10 protein-coding genes and 1 tRNA gene are annotated in these 17,594 nt (G+C 52.4%); 3 read left to right on the forward strand and 8 right to left on the reverse strand.

What is annotated here, in order from left to right:
• Positions 1-65 precede the first annotated feature (65 nt).
• Together ACZ5BI_RS06625 and ACZ5BI_RS06630 are read right to left on the reverse strand one after the other, a co-directional pair.
• The gene (locus ACZ5BI_RS06625) at positions 66-1,658 is read right to left on the reverse strand and encodes an MFS transporter (protein ID WP_412585040.1); all 1,593 of its coding nucleotides are present in this window, start codon (positions 1,656-1,658) and stop codon (positions 66-68) included.
• A gap of 19 nt (positions 1,659-1,677) precedes the next feature.
• Positions 1,678-4,743 carry a glycoside hydrolase family 2 TIM barrel-domain containing protein gene (locus ACZ5BI_RS06630; RefSeq protein ID WP_316086480.1) on the reverse strand — a complete coding sequence of 1,022 codons (3,066 nt, stop codon included), beginning with the start codon at positions 4,741-4,743 and terminating at the stop codon, positions 1,678-1,680.
• Between the two features lie 147 nt (positions 4,744-4,890).
• On the opposite strand from ACZ5BI_RS06630, the gene ACZ5BI_RS06635 reads away from it, so the two are divergent.
• Entirely contained in the window at positions 4,891-5,910 is a 1,020-nt protein-coding gene (locus ACZ5BI_RS06635) for a LacI family DNA-binding transcriptional regulator (protein WP_316086482.1), read from the forward strand.
• Between the two features lie 48 nt (positions 5,911-5,958).
• Here the strand turns inward: ACZ5BI_RS06635 and ACZ5BI_RS06640 are convergent.
• The 4 genes from ACZ5BI_RS06640 to serS form a co-directional block, all read right to left on the reverse strand.
• Positions 5,959-6,045: transfer RNA gene (locus ACZ5BI_RS06640), tRNA-Ser, on the reverse strand.
• A 56-nt stretch (positions 6,046-6,101) separates the two neighbouring features.
• Positions 6,102-7,427 carry an AGE family epimerase/isomerase gene (locus ACZ5BI_RS06645; RefSeq protein ID WP_464895926.1) on the reverse strand — a complete coding sequence of 442 codons (1,326 nt, stop codon included), beginning with the start codon at positions 7,425-7,427 and terminating at the stop codon, positions 6,102-6,104.
• A 45-nt stretch (positions 7,428-7,472) separates the two neighbouring features.
• The gene (locus tag ACZ5BI_RS06650; RefSeq protein ID WP_464895927.1) at positions 7,473-8,333 is read right to left on the reverse strand and encodes a nicotinate-nucleotide diphosphorylase; all 861 of its coding nucleotides are present in this window, start codon (positions 8,331-8,333) and stop codon (positions 7,473-7,475) included.
• Positions 8,334-8,415: 82 nt separating this feature from the next.
• Positions 8,416-9,699 (reverse strand): serine--tRNA ligase, encoded by a 1,284-nt coding sequence (serS, locus tag ACZ5BI_RS06655; protein ID WP_464895928.1) that lies wholly within the window; start codon positions 9,697-9,699, stop codon positions 8,416-8,418.
• 161 nt (positions 9,700-9,860) lie between these two features.
• On the opposite strand from serS, the gene ACZ5BI_RS06660 reads away from it, so the two are divergent.
• Positions 9,861-10,946, forward strand: coding sequence for a diacylglycerol/lipid kinase family protein (locus ACZ5BI_RS06660; protein WP_464895929.1), 1,086 nt, complete (start codon positions 9,861-9,863; stop codon positions 10,944-10,946).
• Between the two features lie 49 nt (positions 10,947-10,995).
• Here the strand turns inward: ACZ5BI_RS06660 and pheA are convergent, their stop codons facing one another.
• Positions 10,996-11,928, reverse strand: a complete 933-nt coding sequence (gene pheA / locus ACZ5BI_RS06665) for a prephenate dehydratase (RefSeq protein WP_316098406.1) — start codon at positions 11,926-11,928, stop codon at positions 10,996-10,998.
• Positions 11,929-12,006: 78 nt separating this feature from the next.
• Here pheA and ACZ5BI_RS06670 point away from each other — a divergent pair, with 78 nt between their 5' ends.
• Positions 12,007-16,602, forward strand: a complete 4,596-nt coding sequence (locus tag ACZ5BI_RS06670; protein ID WP_464895930.1) for a hypothetical protein — start codon at positions 12,007-12,009, stop codon at positions 16,600-16,602.
• Here the strand turns inward: ACZ5BI_RS06670 and ACZ5BI_RS06675 are convergent.
• On the reverse strand, positions 16,545-17,387 hold the full coding sequence (locus ACZ5BI_RS06675) for a glycosyltransferase family 2 protein (protein WP_278606302.1): 843 nt from the start codon (positions 17,385-17,387) through the stop codon (positions 16,545-16,547). The genes ACZ5BI_RS06670 and ACZ5BI_RS06675 overlap by 58 nt on opposite strands.
• Between the last annotated feature and the right edge of the window lie 207 nt (positions 17,388-17,594).

Consider the following 17,594-nt stretch of genomic DNA (forward strand, 5'->3'; position numbering starts at 1 on the left):
GGAACTTTGCGGTTTAAAAATCAGCAGCTAACCCAACACTTTAGCTAGTGCCCGTTTGCAACTGGTCAGTCACCTTTCTCTGTTTCCTGGTTCTTGGAATCCGCGGTATCGCTATCTTCCACATTCGGTAAGCTCTCTGCATCTGGGAGTTTCTCCGCATCGAGCTCAGCTAGCTTAAGACCAAGAGATTCTTTAGCACCAGAGCCTCCCATAGCGTGACCTTGTACTACCTTTTCGGCAGTACTCTCATTGACGCTAACGCTAGGAACTGCGGCTTTAAGTGCCTGCGCATCCTGGTCATCAAGTTGCGCCCGCAACTGTTCGTTCTTCTTTTCCACGTCCAAGAAGAACAAGAGCACCAAGATCAATAGATTGGCAATCGTAGGAACCCACAGGTACATGAACTTGATCATCTGTAGAGCCGATTCCACTTGTTCCTTGGCTCCGCCTACATAGCCACCTACCTCAAGCAACCAACCGGCGACTGCGGTACCTACCCCGCTGCCGACCTTGACGCCTAAAGAAGAACAAGAGAACATCATGCCATCAATGCGTTTCTTAGTGCGCAAGAAGGTATTCTCACTGATCTCAGCAATCAGGGCGTTAAGGGTTCCCTGGAGAGGGCTCATTCCCAGCGAAGCTAATCCGGAGAAGAATAGCATCAGCGTGACTGAGCCCATCGACGCACCCAGAACTACCCCTAAGCGTCCGAGGACGGCCACTATGTACCCTACGATTGTAACCGGCTGCATCCGTCCGAGCTTGGACACCACCAACGGGGTTACTAGCAACCCCACAATCAGCGGAATGTTAATCGCCCAGGCAAATACGCCCAGTAATTTAGCGTTCCCCAGAATATAGGTCATAAAGTAAATTCCCATATTTAGGGTGGCGGTGAAGAACTGCATCAAAATAAAGCAAACTACGATAATCACGTAGTAACGGTTACCCATCAGCTTCAACGCTTCCAGGAAGGTAACATCGTCATCAGTCTTAGCTGCTTCCTCATCCCCCTCTGCCAATTCGGTGGGCGAAAGTTCTTTGACCGAGAACACCGCCAAAGTGTTCGACAAGATACCAATTATCGCGTAAATAATCGCGACGTTTCGCCAGGCAGCCGCACCACCTCCCATTGCTTGTACTACACTGACGGTGATGGTTTGAATCGTGAGGTTTGTACCAAAGGCGAACATGAAGCGAATCGACCCCATCTGCACCCGCTCGGAGCGATTCTTGGTAATTAGCGCGGTCAAGGCAGCGTACGCAATATTGTTTGCCGTGTAGAACACCGCATTCAACAGGGTATACGCGATGAAGAACCAGGTGTATTGGGCGGTTTTCCCCATAGAGGTGGGGATGGCATAAATCGCTATCAACATGGCGGCACACCCGAAGAATGCATAGAACATCCAAGGCCGCGCCTTACCCATTTTCGAATGGGTTTTGTCCATCAAGCGCCCAAAAATGATATCGGAGAAGCCATCGAAGAACTTCGACAGCATTATCAGGGTTCCTATGACTCCCGCGCTTAACCCTAGGGTATCCGTAAGGTAAATCATTACGAACGCCGAAAGGAAAGCATAAACCACGTTCCCGGCTATATCACCAGAGCCGTAACCTACTTTGTTGTACCATTTAAGGTATTTCTTTTCTTCCATGGGGTATCTTGTCCTTTGATTAGTTGGAGAAACGGATAGTGAAAGAGAACGTGGTGGTCTCGAAATCAACCCGATATTTTTCCAGCAGTTTCGGTCCGCAGCTTTGCGAACCGATCCCCGCCATCAGGTGATCCAGACACAAGATGGTGCTATCAGCTTCCGTTAACTGATAGTCATGAGGCTTAGCCGTGAGCTCCTCTTGACAGTAATAACTGGCGTTAAAGGAGAATACGTCCTCGCTGGCAACCTCGATCTTCAGGTCTTTTCCGGCAAGACACAGATAGTCGCAATCTGAGCGAGATCCGTTTTCTTGCGGACGTAAATAATTTTGGAACAAATCAGAAACCGAGGATTCAAAACATCCATGCCAGTTAGAACGACGCTTGTCGACATAGTTTTCATGCGGCCCTAGCCCTGACCAAGTAGCCTGCTGCAAGGACTGATCCAGGAAGAAACGCAACCCTAAACGCGGCAACTCGGGGAATTGAGTATCTCGGCGAACCTTCGCGTTTACCTGCAAAGCTCCGTCCGGCCTGACAATCCACTCGATATCGGCCTTCAGGAGCGGCTGCAAGGTTTTTGCCACCAGTGCCACTTTGGCGCTTATCACCGCACCTTGAGATTCGATATTTACGTGAACCTCGTAAGCGTGCGGGTAGGCACGGTCATAGCGCGCCCGCTCCCAGAGGGGACGAATATACATATCGTTATCGGTGGGAGCTCGCCAAATATTTAATTCAGCCGGCTGCTTTAATAGTTCTTTTCCACCTAGCTCAATCCCGGTTAACATTCCAGTATGACGCGAGAAGCGGTAAGTGTAATCCTCACTAACAACGCATATCTCTAGGGGATCTTCCGTTATCGTAGCTGCGCCCTCTCCCTCGACAGTAGTAACGGCCTTTACTAGCTCTAGGGCGCGGGGGGTGTGGGAGCTATGATTCTTGAGGAAGAACTCGTCAAAACCCAGCAGATCTCCGGATTCTAGGAAGGCTACGGGCTGGGTTAAGTTGGTTTCTACCCGAAGGTAGCAGCGTCCTTGTGCGGCTACTTCTACCACTAGGGGAATCTCCACGGTTTCGTGAGGGGGCAAATTGGGTACTTTCAAAGTGCCGCTTTCTTCTTGCCCATCTACCACTTTCACCCAGCGCAAGGCAGTGTAATCAACGGCGTTCAGATGGTCGGCGGTATTAGTTACCAGCAGTTTTCCGCCTTCTTGATCGTATTGGCAACGCAAAGGACGATAGACGTTCTTGGCTTCTAACAGACCGATATGAGGCACCCGCTCTGGGGATACCAACCCGTCTACACAGAAGTTCCCATCGTGAGGATCTTCGCCGCTATCGCCACCATAAAGCAGATGCCCATTGCTGTCCCGGACTGCATGGTCACACCACTCCCAGATGAAACCGCCGCACATGCGAGCATCGGAACGCACTTTGTCCCAGAACTCTTCGAGATCACCCGGGCCGTTACCCATAGCGTGACAGTACTCGACTAAAAGGAAAGGTTTGTCCCCTAGATTTTCTAGGTAATCGTCAATATCAGATAGCGGCGGGTACATCCGCGAATACAGGTCGATATTTTGGTAGTCATATTTGCGGTCGGAAGACCGATAGAACGCGCTTTCGTACTGAGTTACCCGGCTAGGATCGAATTGTTTTACCCAAGCCAACGATTCTTCGAATGTGCAGCCATAAGCGCATTCGTTACCTGCTGACCAGGAAAATACACTGGGACGATTCTTTTCCGAGTGAACGCACAGTTGCATGCGATCCATCGTGGGCTCGATCCAATCGGGATTATTGGAAATCGGATGGTTCCAATGTTCCTCAATGTTTTCTTCAGATTCGTCCTGTAACAGACGATTGCGAGTACCGTGGCTTTCATTATCGGCCTCGCTCATCACATAAAATCCCGCTTGGTCACAGAGGTGATAGAACTGGGGACAGTTGGGATAATGGGAAGTTCGCACCGCGTTGATATTGTGCCGGCGCATCATCCGCAAATCCCGCTTAATGTGCTCGATAGACACTACCGGACCGGAATCGGGGTCGCTATCGTGGCGATTAACCCCTTTGATTTTTATGGGGCTGCCGTTGAACTTTAGAACCGCGTCCTCGATAGTAACTTGCCGCAACCCCACTTTCTCGGCGATTACTTCGCCCTCGCTGACCATAACCAGGTCATATAAGTAGGGGTCGCCCGGATGCCACAGCCGAGGATTATCGACAGTAAAGCGGGCGCAGTGGGTGTAGATACCCTGCGGATCCGCAAAGGGTTCGAGGGCGCTGGTGGCTATCTCGCCCTCAGAGTCACAGAGCCTGGCGGTAATGTCCAGCGCCTCTCCCGTAAAGTTGGCACGCAGGGTTACTTCTGCCCGACCATCCTGCAAATCGGTAGTAACGAAATAGTCATTCAGATGTGAGAGCGGCCGTTTCAACAGGTAAACGTCACGAATAATCCCGGAAGTGCGGAATTTATCTTGGTCTTCCAGGTAGGATCCATCAGACCATTTGAAAACCAGCACCGCCAGAATGTTTTCCCCTTCCTTTAAATATTCGGTGATATCAAAAGTGGATTGGGAGTGCGTGACCTGGGAATAACCGACGTATTGTCCGTTTATCCACAGGTAGAAGCAGGAATCTACTCCCTCGAAAATCAAAGTGGCCTCGGGAGCTTGCGAGTCTTTTTCATAGTTAAAGGTATGGCGATAGGCTCCCGCAGGGTTATTATAAGGAACATGGGGTGGATCGAAGGGGAAAGGATAGTTGATATTGGTGTATTGATGCTGGTCGTACCCATGATGCTGCCAGGATCCAGGAACCGGGATACGCCCGGGTAACGCCACGGGCTCACAGGCGAAAAAGTCGGCAGGCACCGCGTCTAAGTTCGGATAGAAACCGAATTCCCAATCTGCATTCAGTAGCTGGAAACGATCAGAGGCCTCACGCTCTAGGTTAAAGTTACGTCCTCGGTTTTTTTCTTTGGCCGCCTGTAGCGGCGAGAACGGAATATAGTAGGCGCGCGCCGGGAGAGTATTTTCGTGTAAGACCTGCAGGTCTTGGTGGTGAATTTCCAGTTGCATCTGCTTCTCCTAATGAATGGGAGTTTTATTGCTTGTACCCTACACCTGCTTTGGTGTTATCGATGTCAACAATACTGATAACGATAACACATGTAGAAGCCGGGCAAGTCCTAAATGAATTAGGTTTTCACCTGGTACGCTTCACGCGTGACGGGAAATAAGACACACGGTACTAAATCTGCTTCTATCTACGATGTAGCTAGAGAAGCAGCGGTATCCGCACAGACTGTTTCCCGAGTGGTACGCGGGCACCAAAACGTGTCACCATTGACCCGGGAACGAGTGCTGCAAGCAATTTCCGACCTCGGATATAAACCTAACCGCACCGCGCGTGCTTTGCGCACCGGTTCCTATGGCGTTATCGGGTTACTCACACAAGAAATCCGACGTACCGGGGAAGCACATACCTCCAACGGGGTTTTCGACCGAGCTCGCCAACTAGGCTATTCAGTGAGCCTGGTGCAGGTGGAGTATCCTCATACTCCACAGATGCACCAGGCTATGTCGCTACTTTCCCAAGAAGATATTGACGGATTAGTGATTGTACAGGCCGGAGATGCCCATGCCGAGCAGCTCACTCTCCCCAAAAATTTGCCGGTTGCTTCTTCGGATTCCAATCTGGTTGACGTTTACCCATCTGCTTCTGCTGATCAAGTAGGAGGGGTGCGCGCGGCAATGCGGCATCTACTAGATTTGGGGCATCGCACCATTTATCACGTGAGCGGCCCAGAACATTCACGCTCTGCGAGGGTACGAGAAGAGATTTGGCGTGAAATGCTGGCTGCAGAAAACCGGGAAATCCCGACGGTAATTCCCGGAGATTGGTCAGCAAACGCTGGTTACGAAGCTGGAAAACAACTAGCGAAAAACCCGGAAGTTACCGCAGTTTTTTGCGCCAACGATGAGGTCGCCTTAGGACTGATCCGAGCGCTAAACGAAAGACAGATCCGCGTACCGCAGGATGTGTCCGTAGTGGGCTTTGACGGAATCGAATTATCTGAGTTTTCATTCCCACCGCTTACTACCATAAAGCAGGACTTTTATGCTGCCGGAGTGGAAATGGTGAACCTGATTAACCGGCAGCTGCAGGGGGAAACCAATAATCTTCATCTGACGATTCCAACGGAGCTAATAGTGCGTGCGACCTCTGCTCCACCCGCAGCCTAAGAATACTGGGAATATTGGTTATTAAAACCGCAGATAAACAACACTTTGCGGAGAGTAAGGGATTCGAACCCTTGATACCCTTGCGGGTATAACGGTTTTCAAGACCGTCTCCTTCGGCCACTCGGACAACTCTCCTGGCCTACGCTAAAGCGTAAGGACAAGCCCCATGTTACAGTTGCTAACCGCCAGACCTAAAATCCGCCAAATCTTTTCTTGCGACTTGGCTCCTCAGGCAGCGGTTTATCCAGCAACCCCTGCGCCAGAGCCATCGCGAATACCGGAGACAAAGGCAGACGGGGCAATAGCACTGCCTGCACGGCATGGTAAACACTGTCCCGTAACTTTTGGTTCTCTAAGTCTAGAGGCTGATTTTCAGGGGAGAGCCGATGTACGATTCTTCCGCCACGCACCAGAAAGTGCTCATAGGCGAAATCAAGCCAGGCACGATAGCAATGTTCATAATGGTCTACTACTTCTGCCGAGGCTCCGTCTTGTTGGGCAGCTCGCAACATCGTGACTGCCGCACCGATTGCCTCAAATTGCACCCAGGCCTGGCGATCGCGGATTATTGGTTTGCCTTCCCAATCCACGGTGAAGGCAAACCCGGGAGCCCCATCACGCCTCCAGGCATCTTCTCGCGCCCGCTCAAATATTTCGGTTGCAGCTTCACTGAGCCATTCAGGTACTTCTTTGTTGGTATTTTTCAACATGGCTCGTGCCTCTAACATTAGACGCGAGAACATGAAGGAGTGACCTACATCAGAGCCGTAAGCCCGGTGGGTTTCCTGCGGATTATCCCGGTTATATCCCAGTAGCGGCTGCCAGTCACTGTCATAATGCTCCGGGATTCGCCAGTTATATTCACGAGATACCCGGGCAACTCGCTCTAGAATCCGTATAGCCCGCTCCGTCCATCTACTGTCATTAGTAACCTGGGCTACCAGCATATATGCCTCTACCATATGCATATTAGAGTTCAGACCCCGGTAATCTTCGCAGACAGAATAGTCATGATTGAAGCTCTCGCAGACCATTCCTGCTTCCTGATCCCACCAGTGCAGATCGTTATCGCGAATAGCTTCTTGCATCAATTCATGGGCACCGATACGATCCGCAGCAGTTGCCGAGGCCGCTCCCAACAGTAAAAATGCGTGGGAGTAGGAACGTTTGTCGTCACGTCCTTGATAAGGGATCGCCTTTCCATCCTGGTCAAGTTCATGCTCAATGGCATCGAACCATCCGCCATTATCGGGGTCACGGAAATACTGGTTGAGGCAACGAATCCCGTGCTCTACCAGGCGGCGACATCCGGGCACCCCCAACAGCACCCCAAGAGAAAACACGTGCACCATCCGGGCGGTAAGATACAACTGAATCGGCTGTTCTAGGTCAACTTCGCCGTTCCGATCTAGGCAGGCAAATCCCGTTTTGACCTCTGATTTACGCCCGTAATCCAGCAAGTCCTGCAAACAGGCAGACAGCCAACGGTTATGTTCGATTGAGTCGAACCAAAACATTGTTCAGCTCCTTTGTCGATGTTTTCTTTGGGGCAGGTAAAAAGACTAGACAAATTTCATCTGGTGACGCAGGGGGGTAACCGCGTCAGTTAGAGCGGGCACCGCCAGATAATCCACCCCGGATTCGCCATAAGCACCGGCGTCTTCCAGGTCTATATCTCCCCTGACTTCCAGCAGGGTTCCGGGATTAATCGTCTGGCGGTGATCAGCTGCCAGGGTTGCTTGTTCAGGGGTAAATCCCTGCAGAGCTACCAGATCAACCTTCATTTTCAACAGCGGATCCAGGTCTTGCAGGCGATCTATTTCTACCTCGATCGGTTTACCCTGAGCCGCTGTACGTACGTGATTAATAACGTCTCCCAGCCCGGTTCCCAGTTTCAGATGTTCCACCGTTACCTGCGGGAAAGAGCCGACACCGAGGCGAGAAGTCATACCATCCCCCACTCTAACCGCATATTTTTCAAGCTCGCCTAAGCCGGGAGTAACCGAGAGAGTATCCCTGACTACCAGTTTCGTCTGCGAAAGTGCCTGTGCCCACTGTGCGGTCTTTGTTGCAATCCCTGACAGATGCGATAAGAACCACAGACATAGATCCCTGGCTTCCAAGAGGCCGCGAGTACTACCGCTCAGTTCCAAAACTGGAGTTCCCGCAGCTACCGTGGTGCCATCCGCAATTCGTAAGTGCAAGTCATAGTCTCCCAGCACTTGCTTTAGTACTTCGCGAGCAACGGGGATCCCACAGATTCGACCATCTTGGAGGGCAATAAATTGCACGCGGGCACGATCATTTTCTGGAACTACCGCGGCAGTAGCAATATCTTCTCCATAGCTTCGGCAGCTCTCCAGGGCACGCTCTACTACTTGAGGCACATAATCTCCCTGAGGATACTGCAGGTAATCAGCCATCGAATCTCTCCATCCTTTAAACCACTATCTCGGAATGCGCGAGGGCGCCCTGGTTTAATCCTTTCACGCTTTGCGCTCAGATTTAGGCGTTCGGAATTGGCTCCAGGATTTCTTTTCCACCCAGGTAGGGACGCAACGCCTGCGGTACATACACGGAGCCATCCGCTTGCTGATGGTTTTCCAGGATAGCTACCAGCCAACGTGTACAGGCTAAAGTGCCGTTCAAAGTCGCTACCGGTTGGGTTTTCCCGTTTTCGTCGCGGTAACGGATTCCCAAGCGGCGAGCTTGATAGGTGGTGCAGTTGGAGGTAGAGGTTAGCTCCAGGTAGCGTTCCTGGCTAGGCAGCCAGGCTTCACAGTCGAACTTGCGGGCTGCTGAAGTTCCCAAGTCCCCAGCGGCGGTATCGATTACCCGATATGGCAGTTCAACTTTTTGCAACATTTCCTCTTCCAATGCCAATAGGCGCTGGTGCTCGTCCTGCGATACTTCGGGCAGGCAGTAAGAAAACATCTCTACCTTGTTGAACTGGTGCACCCGAATAATTCCGCGCACATCTTTTCCATGGGAGCCTGCCTCCCGTCGATAACATGCTGACCAGCCGGAATAACGTAAGGGCTCTTCCCCTAGTTCCAAGATTTCCCCGCCATGGTAACCACCGAGGGCGACCTCGGAGGTACCTACCAGGTAGAGGTCATCGGCGGGTAGGTAGTAGATTTCTTCGGAATGCTCGGTCAAGAATCCGGTTCCGCGCATGGTGTCGGGAGTGACCATGGTGGGAGTGGTCATGGGGATAAATCCATGCTGCTCTGCCAAATCCCAGGCGCAGGTGAGCAGCGCCAGTTCCAGGCGCGCCCCGATGCCTCGTAGATAGTAGAAACGGGAGCCAGATACTTTAGCGCCTCGCTTAACGTCGATTGCCTGTAGCATCTCCCCGATTTCCAGATGGTCACGTACCTCGATGCCCTCGGCTGCAAAATCGCGAATCTTCGCGCCCCGGTGGGCAAGAACTGCATAGTCGTCCTCACCGCCCGAGGGAATCCCGGGAATGATGATATTGGGCAGTGCCGCCAGCAGATCCTGTGCTTTTGTGGAAGCTACTCCCGCCTCGGCCTCGGCTTCTTTAACTTTTCCCGCCAGTTCTTTAGCTTTGGCAAGTACTTGAGGCCGCTCACTGGGATCAGCTCGCCCAATGCTCTTAGATAGCGCCTTTTGCTCCGCGCGCATCGCTTCGAATTCTTGCTGTTTTTTTAGTCGGAGTTCATCTGCAGCCAGTACTTCATCGATCCGCGCGGGATCATCCCCGCGGGCAATTAGGGATTCTTTTGCTGGCTGCGGATCCTCACGCAACTGACGAATATCAATCATGTTTTTATCATATCGTTACTGGGCATCCCTTCTCATATCGCCTTTCCGATCGAGTGACTGGTGGCGGAATGCCTGGCAGTATTGGTCAGTTGCGCCCCGCCAATCCTCAGCTTGCTTCCTCGTTGCTTTAAGATCACTGCAAATGTTCTAAACTAGCAGCTATGACCACTGTGCTCTGGATTCTGGTAATCGCGGCGCTAGCCTTAGGGATTATTGCTTTGTCGTGGGCGATTAGTGCCCGCCGGATTGCAACCCGGGCAATGAAAATTGCGATTAAACAAGGATTTGCTGCGCCTACCACTACCTGCAGCAATGAGTCTTCAAAACGGGTGGTGGTGATTTATAACCCCATGAAGATTGCGGATCTTAATGAATTCCGCCACGTCGTTACCCAGCGCGCCCAGGCCACCGGTTACGAGGAACCGGTGTTCTTGGAAACCGACCAGGATTCGTTAGGGGCTAACCAAGCTAAAGAAGCGATCCGGCAAGAAGCTGGGCTGGTTATTTCTGCCGGCGGCGACGGCACTTTACGGATTATCGCAGCTACATTATCCGAAAGCCGGATTCCGCTCGGGATTTTGCCGCTGGGAACGGGGAATCTGTTAGCCCGCAATCTCAATATCCCAATTGATTCTTTACCCCGTGCCTGTGAAATTGCGTTTACCGGTAAGAACACCGGCGTTGATTTGGGGATTTTGAAAACTGAAACTGAAGAGGAGTTTCCATTTCTGGTCATGGCCGGGATCGGCTATGACGCAGAAGTGATGAACCGAGTCTCTAGCAAACTTAAAGAATCGATCGGCTGGGGTGCCTATGTCGTTTCCGGGATCGCCGCTTCAAATAAACCCCCGATCACTATGGATGTTGCTTTTGGAGACCAGTCGCACCCACGTACTCGGAAAGTCAATACCCTACTGTTTGCTTCCTGCGGGGAGCTAGTGGGAGGCATCCCCCTCTTGCCGGAGGCTAACCCGCATGATGGCTGGTTAGAAATATTAATGCTGAGTGTACGCGGCGGATTAATTGGGTTTTTAGAGGTAATCAGCGGAATATTCCGCGACACTTTAGGGGTTAAAAAACTCACCGCCGGATTGGTATCCAAAACCGATGTGATCCGCACCCGGACAGCCAGCGCCAAAGTGCATGGGGAGCCGCGGATGATTCAAGTCGATGGCGATACGGTGGGCAGTTACCGGGAGATTTCCGCATCTTTAGATCGCGGAGCAGTAGTAGTACGCATCCCCTAGGAAACTCCAAAGGGTCTGCATAGCCCATAATCGCGAACTCGTGACCTACCTACTTTTGTAAAATCGAATCCACCCAGCCCCGGGCACGCTGAAAATCACCGTCTCCCGTGCGGGGAGCATGATCATTTCGCACCTGGTCGGCGCGCGCATAGGAACCTAAAAATCGTAAGTCTTCACTGATCCGATACAGCCCCCGCAGTGCGGATTGCACTCGCTCTTCCCTAACGTGTCCATCCAGATCAATACTGAACACGTACCGTCCCGGATGCCCGGCAAGGGGCCGCGACTCGATACGGCTCAAGTTGATTCCTCGTGCCGAAAACTGTTGCAGCATTTCTAGCAGCGCCCCCGAACGATAATCATTAGGTAGACGTACTTGGATAGTAGTTTTATCGGCTCCGCAGGGCTGGGGTACCTGACCGGGATTCGCCACTTCCACGAAACGGGTAACTGCTCCGGGATTGTCGGCTACGTCCTCGTAAAGAGGCGTAAGCCCATAGGTGGTTACTGCCGCCGCCGAGGCTAGCACCGCTTGGAAACCCGCATTGCCCTCAGAAAGCATCCGCGCTGATTCCGCCGTGGAAGTGGTGGCCACATGAACCGCCCCCGGCAGATGGTCGGCTACCCAGTTGCGGCATTGCGCCCAGGCGTGAGAATGGGTGCCGATTCGGGTGATATCGGAAAGCTGCGTCCCTTCCCGCACCGCTAAAGTGAACCCTACCGGGACAATCATTTCCGCTACTATTTGCAGGCGTTTGTCCCATCCCAGGGAATCCAAGGTGGCGCTCACGCCTCCTTCAATGGAGTTTTCGATAGGCACCACTGCCCGCTCCGCTTTACCCTCCCGCACCTTATCCATAGCGAGGCGTTCCCCGGCACAGGGGATCACCTGGGCATCAACCGGTGCCACTTGTAGCAATGCCTGGTGACAAAAAGTGCCTACCGGCCCTAAGAACGCATAGTTAGTAACTGCAGTATTCATCTCCGCTTCCTTTATCAACTATTTTCACGATACTAGGAAAAATGCCCTTAACCCTTATCGAGACCGTAGAATATGGCTGTGGTGAAAACAGTAAGGCATCTTTCCCGTTTAGGTTGCGCCCTCCTGTTTAGTTTTTTCTTTACATTACTGGTATTACCGGTAGAGCCAGCGGCGGCAACTACTTGGGAACCAGAACCCGCCCCTAAAGCTCTAACGCAACAGCAACGTCTCTACTACCCTAGTCTGGATACCTATACCACCCCGCGGGTTAGGGATCCCCTACTGCTAGTGCTAACTCGGGATCTTTCCTGGCAAAAAATGACCCCCCAATTCGAGAAATACCCGCAGCTAAAAAAATATGCCTCGGCGGGCGCAGTCGGCACTCTAAATACCTCGGGATGCCTTAGCGAGTCCGTGCTAACCATACAAAATGGCTATCCTGCCCACTTGACGCGCCCCTGCCCTAGAGCTGCGGTAGCGGCCGGGAAAATAGCGGGAATTGACGCAAGTTACTGGCAAGAAACTCAGCAGGCAAGCCCGGGACAATTAGCAGGCGTTTTAGAAGCCTTCGGGATTAAAACGCGTGCAATCGGCTCCCAGGCCGGCTTATTATTGGCTCACGGTAACGGCTCCGTGAAAAATTATGCCGCACTACCAGAATCCGTCCCGGAACTGACGGCCAAAGTGAAAGCGAGTATTGCCGAGGGCGGGCTCACCGTAGTAGATCTAAGTACACTGTCCCAACCTGAACGGCAATTACCAATGTTGGAGGGGGCACTAGCGGGGTTGAGCCCCAAGTCGGGGCTGATTTCCCTGTCCCTAGTGGCCGATGCAAAAAACACTGCGCCCTATTTGCTGAGTTATTCCCCAGCTAGCGGTACCGGCCTAGCCACCTCCGCGAGCACCAACGCTGCCGGTCTAAGCACTTTAGCCGATACTAACGCTCAGATTCTTTCGCATTTCTCCCTGCCGGTGCCTGACGGAAACCGAGGAAGGGCGCTAAGTGCTCACAGTCTGCCCGGGCAGTCACAATCGTTAATAAACTTAGACAATACTGCCAGCAGTTCCGCAGAAAAAGACCTGCAACAGCGTTTAGATTATTTACAAAACCAGGTTCAACTTTCTACTGTCAACCTCGACGTTAAAATCTGGCTTTATCTGGCTATTACTTGCTGTCTCTTCTTGAGTTTTGGAGGATATCTGGGGAGCAGGAAGCGCGGACAGCTAAAGCGGCTCCGCATCCGAATTCCCCTGAGCGCCGCTGCAGTTTTCGCTGCCTTCCTTTCTCCTGCTTCTTTCTGCCTCTACTATCTATTAGGTGCTGACTGGACAGTATCGCCCGCCTGGGCTGGCGGCGCGATAGCTCTAGTTGCGTCACTTTTTACCGCCCTGTTAGCGCTTTTAGTTTCGGCGCTGCGACAGTCTTTCGCTTTTTCTCCTGCCCAACTGGCGCGCGGGGCAGGGATAGCTACGAGCGGCTTCACCTTGGGGATTATTCTCTGGACGCGCAAACAGGCTGAATATACACAAGTGGGAACCCCTTTGGGGTATAGCGTTTTAGACGGCCCCTTCTTGTGGCAACTATCTGCCGAAGCCGCCGCCTTGACGCTTAGCTGCATCCTACTAGCCGTGGTTTGCGCGCTTGCCTCCTTACCGCCTATAGATACTTTCTGGCGTCGAAACCGGGTTAAATGCCGAGCAATAACTGCGGTAACGGCGCTAGCCTTATTCACTGGCTTGTGGCTGTGGGCAGGAGTTTCGGCTCTGATCTGTGCCCTACTTTTCCTCGCTCCTTTAGCTGTGGCATTTTTGACTTATGCCTCTCCACTTGTTGCTTCGCCCTGCGCTTCGCGTTCGAGTTCGCATTTTCGAGCGGTTTCAGTAGTTGCAGTGCTGGGGGCACTATCCCTGGGGTGCGCCGGAATACTCGGGATCTTTGGAGTAAGTCCCGATGCCCCGGCCACCAAGATCGATGCCTTATCCCAATCCGCAGATACCAAAGTGGCGGTGGTTTTCACTTCGGGTCTTTCCTGGGAAGACCTAGTGGCAGCACAGCCGGAACTGGCACACCGTTCCTCGGCAGTTAGAAGCGGGGCTCTATTTACCTTAGCCCCCTACCCTTTTAAGGCTATGGCTTGTCCCCAGGATGCTTGGTTAACCTTTTCTGCTGGCCGCCCCTTGTCTCGATATTCGCTGGCGGGCCGGAACCTTTGCCTGGAGCCAGAGCCTTTGAGTGACGGTAAACGGGTACAGATGTGGGATTACTACCAGCGTTCAGCTATTGCTAGCTCCTTTGCAGCCAAGCCTGGAGTATTTGCTGAGCAGCTGCGGGAGGCGCAAATCTCTGCAGGAGCTATCGGAAATAGTGCCGCTTTGGCGCTAGCAGATCCCGAAGGAATTATCCGCGGAGAGGTAAGCGATATTGATCCCCTGGCTCCCGGCTATGCTCAGGCAGTACAGAGTATGGTTTCCTCTCACGCTCTGACCCTGATCGATGTGCAAGCTGGATCCCAAAACCTTAATCCGGATCGGCTAAGCCGCGAGGTAGGTGCACAGCAGCAAGATATCTTCTACTTCCTGGATCCTGCCACCGGAAAATCACAATTGGAAAAATCGGATATTTGGGATCCGATTTGGCTATTGCAAAATGGTGGTTCCCTCTCGGGAAACTCTTTGCAAGCGGGAACGCTAGTTACTGACTCAAAAAATGCCCGGCACCAGCTGCAAGATAGGAATAATCTGCGCCGCTCCGAAATGAACCCGCAGGTAAATCCAACTCCCGCATCCTCTGTGGGATTATTCGGCGATTCTGACAGTACTTTTGCTCCAGGCGCCTTACACTTGGTAGATCTTTCCACGGTGCTAAGTCAAGACCCCGGACTAGATCCGGACTACCTAACCCAGACCCGAAAACAAAATCACCGGCTGTTTCCTACGGTAGCTACCTATCCGGATCTGCGAGGAAAGCTACCGGATCGTATCAACCTAGCCCAACAGGAAAAACAGATTACCGCCCTCAAGCACACCTTAGCGGCGTTGCCAGAAAATACCCGCGCCCTGGTGGTATCAGCTAACCCCGATTCTGCCCAGCAAGGTTTACAAGCCGCTATAGTCTACGGGAAGGGAATCTCAGAGGGGATCATCTATTCTCCCTCTACCCACCAGATGGGGATTGCCCAAACTGCGGATTTACCGACCACGGTTCTGGACTGGTTAGGGGCTCGCGACCCCAAACTGAGTACCTCAGGTTCTCCCCTAATGATTAGTGCTAATGCGGCTACTAGTGCTGACCGCTTAGAACGTCTAGTGAGTACTTCCCAGCGCGCCGATGCTAGCTATGCGCGCCTGGGACTTCCGCCAAGCAAATTCGTTGCCTTCGCTGCGGGCGCTTTGCTAGTGCTAGCCTTATCCCTGGTTTCTTTGCTAGTCATAAGACCGAATCCGCGGCGTCCTCATTTGCAGATTCAACTCGGCATGCTCGGACAGTTCCTTTGCCTAGCGGTGGCTTCCTTACCCGCTGCTTGCCTGGGAGCTGCCATGTTACCGTGGTGGGAAGCTGAAGCGCCCACTAGCTTTTTCACTTCCGTAAGCATCTTGATTGCTACTTTACTAGCTCTAGTTGCCTGCACTGGCCCCTGGCGTGATCGCCCCATTGGACCGGCGTTGGTGATTGCCGCTTTTAGTACCTTTTTCATTTGTTTAGATGTCGCCACCGGTTCCCACATTTCCATGGATTCGCCCTTCGGGTCGTTTTCTCTGTTAGGAGCCCGCTTTTTTGGGTTTGGAAATGTTTATTACTCAGTATGTGCGATCTGGATATTGCTGCTATGCGGATGTGTTACCTCCCTGGGGCGCCCCGCAGCTTTCGGGGGTAAAAGAAATTCACGACTACCAGTCTGGTTAGCTAACCTATTTATCGCCTTCTTAGGGATAGCTTTTATGGTGGTAGATGGCCTCCCGCGTTTTGGCGCCGATTTCGGAGGGCCGATCTCCTTCTTGCCTGGCTTCTTAGTACTGGTGCTCTTGCTTAACGGAAAACGGATAGGAATAAAGCGGATGCTCGTGGTGCTCATGGTGGCGACCGGAGCTTCCGTTGGACTGGCATTTGCCGACTGGATGCGGCCAGCCTCCCAAAGGACGCATCTAGGAAACTTTGTGCAGTCTGTTATTAACGGCGACCTTCAGGTGATTATTACCCGGAAACTCCTAGCTAACCTGGCCAGTTGGGGATCAATAACCTACGTTTGGTCACTACTGTGCTGCCTATTAGTTTTCGTAATCCTAGTATTACCCGCGCTGTCACTAACCCCGATGCCGACGAATCTTTTCCTTCCCGATAATCTGGCTGCTACTCCCCTGTCTACCAGGTCAAACCAGGAGGAAGGCAGTCAGAAATACTGGCAGCGCGGTCGCAGCTATCTGCGAGATTTAGCAACCTTTGCCAACTGGTTATTTGCACGCGTGCGTCCTCAGCTGGGAGAAACCCCGCTGGCAAAGAAAGAAAGCACCCTGAGGATCACGCTGTTAGCAATCGGGATCAACCAGTTATTCGCGTATTTACTCAATGATTCCGGTACTCAGCTACCCGCCACGGGACTGTTACTTACTGCTTTGGCTTACTGTTCGGCACTCTTTGCGTCTTTACCCGGAACTTCGCGGGGCTTAGCTCGATAGACTCTGCCGGGTTGTTGTTTGACCGCTGCCTCTAAGAACTTATGGGGCTTAACATGTACCCGGCGGGCGCGCAGCCTGCCTAGGGCTTTCGCCACGTCAATAAACTGGTGCAGGCGATGCATCTGGGATTTGAAATCCCGCCGGCTAACCCGGTGGGTAAAGTTTACCGGCACCTCTTTAACCGAAAAACCTGCACTAAGCAGACTAATCGTCATATCTGTTTCGACTCCCCAGCCGGCAGCCAGGGGGAGGGCGGCTTGGAAAGCAGCGGTGGTTAGACAGCGTTGCCCCGACAGAGGAGCCTGTGGATTCCACCCGGTAGTACGTCTAATTGCCCATCTGGATAAGCCCAGTACAAACCCGTGACCGCCTGCCCCAGCCGGCTTAGGTAAAACCGCAATAGTGCAGTCGGCCTCTCCGGTAATAACGGGCTCGATTAGCGGAGCCGCTTCAGCAGCGCTATCAGCCAGATCAGCGTCTAAAAATAATAACAGTGGTGGTCTTTCTCCTTTGATAGCCCGCATCGCTACCACCTTGGCGCCAGTTTCCATGGAGGAAGCTTTGCCGCGATTTACGGTGTGACGGACGGTTACCGCCCCGGCTTGTCTGGCCACTTCGCGAGTATCATCTGAGGAACCATCATCTACCACTACGATTAAGTCCAGGTCGACAAATGGTAGCGCTTTTACTGCTCTAACAGTCATCCCAATACGCTCGGCCTCATCTTTTGCGGGAATAATTACCGCCACGCGCTGATCTGCCTGCCCACCGGGATCTACATGCATGTTTTGCCTCAGCTTTACCTATTCTTTTAGACCCAAACTTATAACTTTATTCTAACCATAAATAGGAAACTTGCGAACCTATTTGACTGCCACGGCAGCCTGTTTCCGGACAGCTATCAGTATTAATTACATTTTAACCTGGCCTTCCCTCTTAGATAATGTCCTGATTATTTGGGATTATCCCCCTCCGACTTGTTCGCTAACCGG

The organism is Varibaculum sp. GTC20041 (assembly GCF_055387755.1).